Source organism: Desulfurella sp. (genome assembly GCF_023256235.1).
Lineage (GTDB): Bacteria > Campylobacterota_A > Desulfurellia > Desulfurellales > Desulfurellaceae > Desulfurella.
The window spans coordinates 6616-11224 of the sequence record NZ_JAGDWY010000057.1; the positions used below are offsets into that span (position 1 = coordinate 6616).

Sequence of the window (4609 nt, forward strand, 5' to 3'; positions counted from 1 at the left end):
AAATATAAAGAGGTCTAGCAAATAATGTAGATATAAAAATATTGTTTTTAACAGCTATACTTTTTGGTGTAATTTCACCAAAAAGCAATAATAAAAAAACAACAATTCCACTTGATATGGCAAGATATTTATTTCCAAACAATGATTGAAAAATATTTGCGAACAAAATAGATGCAAATATATTTACAAATTCATTTAATATAAGCAACATTGTTATAAAACTTTCAGAATTTGATAAAAGATTAGTTATTATCTCGTATGTTTTTTGATTTTTATATCTTATATGAAAAAGATGTTTAGCTTTTTCAGATGAAGATAAAAAAGCGCTTATAGCTAATGTTACAATAAAAAGGGAAATTTTAAATAAATCAGAAATGTCTAAACCCATATTTTTGTGGTGTAAGGATTTTACCTTTATTATATATTGTCAATTTTTTGCTATTGTTTGTGTATCCAATTAACTTCACATCTTTAATCTCAAGCAATGAATTCCTGTATTTTTTGTCAGCGCAAAACAATAGTTCATAATCTTCACCAAATGTTATTTTGTCAATATCACTTAAATATTTACTTTCGCATAAATTTATGTTTTCCAATATTATATCCATACCTATATTGCTTGATGTGCAAATGTGCATAGCATCTTGTAAAAGACCATCACTTATATCTATCATAGCAGTTGCGTAAGGTTTTATCTTTTCAATTAAATCTAATCTTGCTTTTGGGGCAAGAAACCTGTTTAAACACTCATCACTTTCTTTTAAATTATTTTTAATAGCAAAAAAACCGCATGCAGCGCAGCCAATTTTGCCTGTTACATAAACATCTTGATTTTCTTTTGCGCTTGAGCGTAAAATGGGTTTATCTGTTTCTCCTATTAAAGTTATGTTTATGGATAACTTATCATCCTTTGTTGTGTTGCCGCCAAGAAGCTCTAGATTACTATTGGCAAAGCATTTTTGCAGACTTTCTAAAAATAAATCAATTTGAGAAGTTTTCGTTTGTGGGTTTAGAGATAATGATAAAAAAGCCCATTTTGGATAGCCCCCGCAGGCTACTATATCACTTATATTAATATTTATTGCTTTTATTGCAAGCTTATCCAACGGGTGGTTGCTAAAAAAATGTACATTTTCTATTAATGTATCAACAGTTACAAGCAAGTTGGTTTTGTCAAAAGGTAAAACTGCGCAATCATCGCCAATGCCTAAAGCGTCTTGTGGTTTGCCAAAAAGCGTTTTAATTTTTTCTATAAGCCCAAACTCGCCTAAATCCTTTATTGTGGTATCCATTGTTCTATTTTATCGTTTTCTTTTTTGTAGAAATATTTTAATTTTTTTTCTAAATACTCTTGTGTTACAAAACCGCCTTTAAAATTATGGGGGTATAGGTAATCTTTCGAATTTGTTTTTAAATGTTTTGGGACATTAAGTAACAAACCATTTTTAACATCAGCTTGTGCTTTATTTATAGCTATATATGCTGAATTAGATTTTTTGGCTAAAGCCAGGTAAATTGTGCAAAATGCTAAATTGATTCTTGCTTCTGGCATTCCAATATTTTGAACAATAAAAAGCGTACTTGCAGCAATATTAACAGCATCTTTATCAGCAAGTCCGATATCTTCGCTTGATAGTATACACAATCTTCTGGCTATAAATTCTGGATCCTCTCCGCTTTCTAACATTCTGGCAAGGTAATATATAGCAGCATCTGGATCTGAGCCCCTTATGCTTTTAATAAATGCCGAAATAAAATCATAGTGATCCTGTAGATTATCATATGACAGATCTATATTAAAGAGATTTTCTACATCTTTTTTTGTAATGTGTTTCAAATTTAGAGCAAGAAGTATATTCATCAATTTCCTTGCATCATGATTTGACTGTTTGATTATTATGAAACGCGCATCATTATCTATCTTAATGCCATGCAAGCAAACTCTATCTAAAAGTATTGATAGATCTTTTTCACTTAAACCTTTAAATTCATAAACAAACAATCTTGAACGCAATGCTCTGTTTAACTTAAAATATGGATTATGAAATGATGTTCCAATTAATACAACATTGTTTTCAACAAAAGATAGTAAATAGTCTTGTTGTTTTTGGTCTAGTCTATGAATTTCATCTATTAGTAAAAGTGTTTGTTTATCTGTCAAAGATGATTTTATATCTTTAAAAGTTGAAATTGAAGCGTTTAAATATATATAATTTAAATTTTTTTTCTTTGCGATGAGTTTTGCGTATGTGGTTTTACCGCTACCTGGTGGTCCAAATAAAATTAAAGATGGAAGATAAGTATTATTATGGTAAAAATTATAAAGAGGTTTTCCTTTAGAAAAAAGGTGGTCTTGACCAACTAATTGGTCAAAGGTTTGAATTTCAAACGCACTTTTAATGGCATTTTCATTTGTTTCATTTTCCATTTTTGAAATTATATCAATTTGATCTCAAAAAATCAAATTTTTATTGAAAATTTATAAAAACATTATATAATTCAAATATGTTTTTGCCAACAAATGTAAGGTACAGTTTAAGATTTTTAATAGAACTCAAAAAAAGCGATAAACCTTTGAGCCTTAAAAATATTTCTCAAACAACAAAAATCAGTGAAAATTATCTAAAACAACTTGCAGCCAAATTGGAAAAACACGGTATTGTAGAAGGCAGAAAAGGCCCTCATGGAGGGTATAGGATTTTAAAAACAAATGTATCACTTAAGGATTTAATAGATATTTTTACTGAAGGTATTAAATTAGCACCATGTGTACAGGATGGCTTTGTTTGTACGCTTATTCAAAATTGTCCATCTACAAAAATGTGGCAGGAAACAAACAAAGCCATAGAAAAGCTTTTTGAAGATATCAAATTAGAAAATTTTTAATTATTTAAAGCTTCATATATAGCACACATGTCGATTTTTGAATAATTTGCAAGACCTTTTTTGTAAGTTTCGTTAACTATAGATAAAGCCGGGCAGAAAGCTTTTTTATCTTCTGCTAATTTTACAGCAAATCCTAAATCCTTTTGCATGTGTTCATATGGAAAATGAGCTTCGTAATTGTTTGACAAAATATTTTTGCCTTTTAGTTCAAACATTGAATTTGCAAAAGCACCGGAGTTTAATAAATCAAGCACTACATTCAAGTCTAAATTAAGTTTTTTTGCTAGTTGAAGACCTTCTGCTAATGCTTGCATTGTGATACCCATTACCTGATTGTTTACAATTTTTAAGTAAGAAGCATTTGGTACTTCGTCTAAATAGAATACTCTTTTGGATAGTTTTTTAAAATACGGATTAACTGTCTCATAAGCTTTTTTGTCGCCTGCACAAAGTATTATCAATTGGGCATTCTGGGCAGGTATTTTACTTCCTACAACTGGTGCTTCTAAAAATAAAGCATTTTTGTTTTTTACTTTATCGTAAAGATTTTGAGAATATGAGGCAGAAACAGTGCTGAAATTTACTACAATTTTGCCATTTTCTAAGCCTTCCAGCAATCCATTTTTTGAATTAACAACATTTTCACAAGCTTCATCGTTGCTTAGCATTAAAAATATAATATCACTATTTTGTGCTACCAGTTTGGGATTATCAAAAAACTCAAAATTATCTGTTGCCAATTCATTGATTTTTTGCTTGCTTCTATTGTAGATATTTAATTTTATGCCATCTTTTAAAAGATTATTTGCCATTGCACTACCCATTATTCCAAGTCCAATAAAACCTACTCTCATACTAAACCTCCTTTTTGGTGTTTTCATTCAAATTTTGAGCTTCTTCTATTAATAGTATTGGTATATCATTTTTTATTGGGTATTTTAACTGGCAATTGTAACATACTAAAAATTCATTTTCTAATTTGAGCTCACCTTTGCATTTTGGACATACAATAAAATCGAGTATTTTTTTATCAAGCATAAGCTTCCTCCAAAATTTTTTTAAGTTTTTCTTTAAGTTCCAATGGTTTTTCAAGTTCTTCTTCTTTAATTAGGATCCATTTTAGTTTTATTTCTTTAAAAATATTTTCAAAAAGTTCCAGGTTTGATTCTTTTAGGTTTTTTTTCTCTATTACTATTGCATATTTTGGCTTTATTTTTACATTATCAACAATTAAAAAATCCACAAATTTATTTTGAATAATAAAAAAAGCATTTCTATTTTTTCTATCAACGTGTATAAATTCAGATAATCTCATTTTGGGCAGAACTTCTAAATTAAAATCTTTAGCATATAAAAGCAGTATTTCATAAACTATACGTTCATTTTTTGAAAGCAAGTAATCTTTGAGTGTATATTTTTTTATCTGTGGGGTTTTTAACTCTTTAAATTTTCTAATCAACCATAATACAAAAACAATGCTAAAACCAATTAGAAGAACAGAAATATAGTACCATGGTTTCATAAAAACTTCCTTAATAGTTCAACTTCTTTGAAACGTGTTTTGTTTGTACCTGGCGTTTCTAATATAAAGCTGGCATTTTTAAGTTTTTTTGAGCGCAGAAAGGTTTTAATATTTTCAAAGCCAATCAGACCTTTTCCAAGTTTTTCGTGTCTATCAAGATTTGAACCAAATGGAGCTTTTGAATCGTTTAAATGCCAAAGT

General features: G+C 28.7%; 8 protein-coding genes. 1 reads left to right on the plus strand and 7 read right to left on the minus strand.

The genetic code is table 11. The annotated features are described in order from the left end of the window. The 3 genes from Q0C22_RS05515 to Q0C22_RS05525 form a co-directional block, all read right to left on the minus strand. Nucleotides 1-388 (minus strand): DUF21 domain-containing protein (locus Q0C22_RS05515; protein WP_291492600.1); only part of this gene is annotated, 388 nt, incomplete at its 3' end. Beyond that, nucleotides 369-1292 carry a thiamine-phosphate kinase gene (gene thiL, locus Q0C22_RS05520; protein ID WP_291492602.1) on the minus strand — a complete coding sequence of 308 codons (924 nt, stop codon included), beginning with the start codon at nucleotides 1290-1292 and terminating at the stop codon, nucleotides 369-371. The genes Q0C22_RS05515 and thiL, both read right to left, overlap by 20 nt. After that, a complete protein-coding gene (locus Q0C22_RS05525; RefSeq protein WP_291492604.1) occupies nucleotides 1277-2428 on the minus strand; it encodes a replication-associated recombination protein A in 1152 nt (383 codons plus the stop codon). Before Q0C22_RS05525 ends, thiL begins: the two co-directional genes overlap by 16 nt. A gap of 77 nt (nucleotides 2429-2505) precedes the next feature. Here Q0C22_RS05525 and Q0C22_RS05530 point away from each other — a divergent pair, with 77 nt between their 5' ends. Further along, nucleotides 2506-2886: an Rrf2 family transcriptional regulator gene (locus Q0C22_RS05530; RefSeq protein ID WP_291492606.1), complete on the plus strand. Its 381-nt coding sequence runs from the start codon at nucleotides 2506-2508 to the stop codon at nucleotides 2884-2886. Here the strand turns inward: Q0C22_RS05530 and Q0C22_RS05535 are convergent. From Q0C22_RS05535 to Q0C22_RS05550, 4 genes are all read right to left on the minus strand, one after another. Continuing rightward, nucleotides 2883-3740 (minus strand): NAD(P)-dependent oxidoreductase, encoded by an 858-nt coding sequence (locus tag Q0C22_RS05535; protein WP_291492608.1) that lies wholly within the window; start codon nucleotides 3738-3740, stop codon nucleotides 2883-2885. The genes Q0C22_RS05530 and Q0C22_RS05535 overlap by 4 nt on opposite strands. Nucleotide 3741: 1 nt before the next feature. Further along, complete coding sequence (locus tag Q0C22_RS05540) at nucleotides 3742-3924, minus strand: Trm112 family protein (protein ID WP_291492613.1); 183 nt, start codon at nucleotides 3922-3924, stop codon at nucleotides 3742-3744. Then, entirely contained in the window at nucleotides 3917-4408 is a 492-nt protein-coding gene (locus Q0C22_RS05545) for a DUF2726 domain-containing protein (RefSeq protein WP_291492617.1), read from the minus strand. The genes Q0C22_RS05540 and Q0C22_RS05545 overlap by 8 nt, the downstream gene beginning before the upstream one ends. Further along, nucleotides 4405-4609 (minus strand): TIM barrel protein (locus Q0C22_RS05550; RefSeq protein ID WP_291492620.1); only part of this gene is annotated, 205 nt, incomplete at its 5' end. The genes Q0C22_RS05545 and Q0C22_RS05550, both read right to left, overlap by 4 nt.

Coding starts and splice junctions, on each gene's coding strand:
- Q0C22_RS05525 (WP_291492604.1), bottom strand. CDS start 2,428: ATGGAAAATGAAACAAATGAAAATGCCATTAAAAGTGCGTTTGAAATT.
- Q0C22_RS05540 (WP_291492613.1), bottom strand. CDS start 3,924: ATGCTTGATAAAAAAATACTCGATTTTATTGTATGTCCAAAATGCAAA.
- thiL (WP_291492602.1), bottom strand. CDS start 1,292: ATGGATACCACAATAAAGGATTTAGGCGAGTTTGGGCTTATAGAAAAA.
- Q0C22_RS05535 (WP_291492608.1), bottom strand. CDS start 3,740: ATGAGAGTAGGTTTTATTGGACTTGGAATAATGGGTAGTGCAATGGCA.
- Q0C22_RS05530 (WP_291492606.1), top strand. CDS start 2,506: ATGTTTTTGCCAACAAATGTAAGGTACAGTTTAAGATTTTTAATAGAA.
- Q0C22_RS05545 (WP_291492617.1), bottom strand. CDS start 4,408: ATGAAACCATGGTACTATATTTCTGTTCTTCTAATTGGTTTTAGCATT.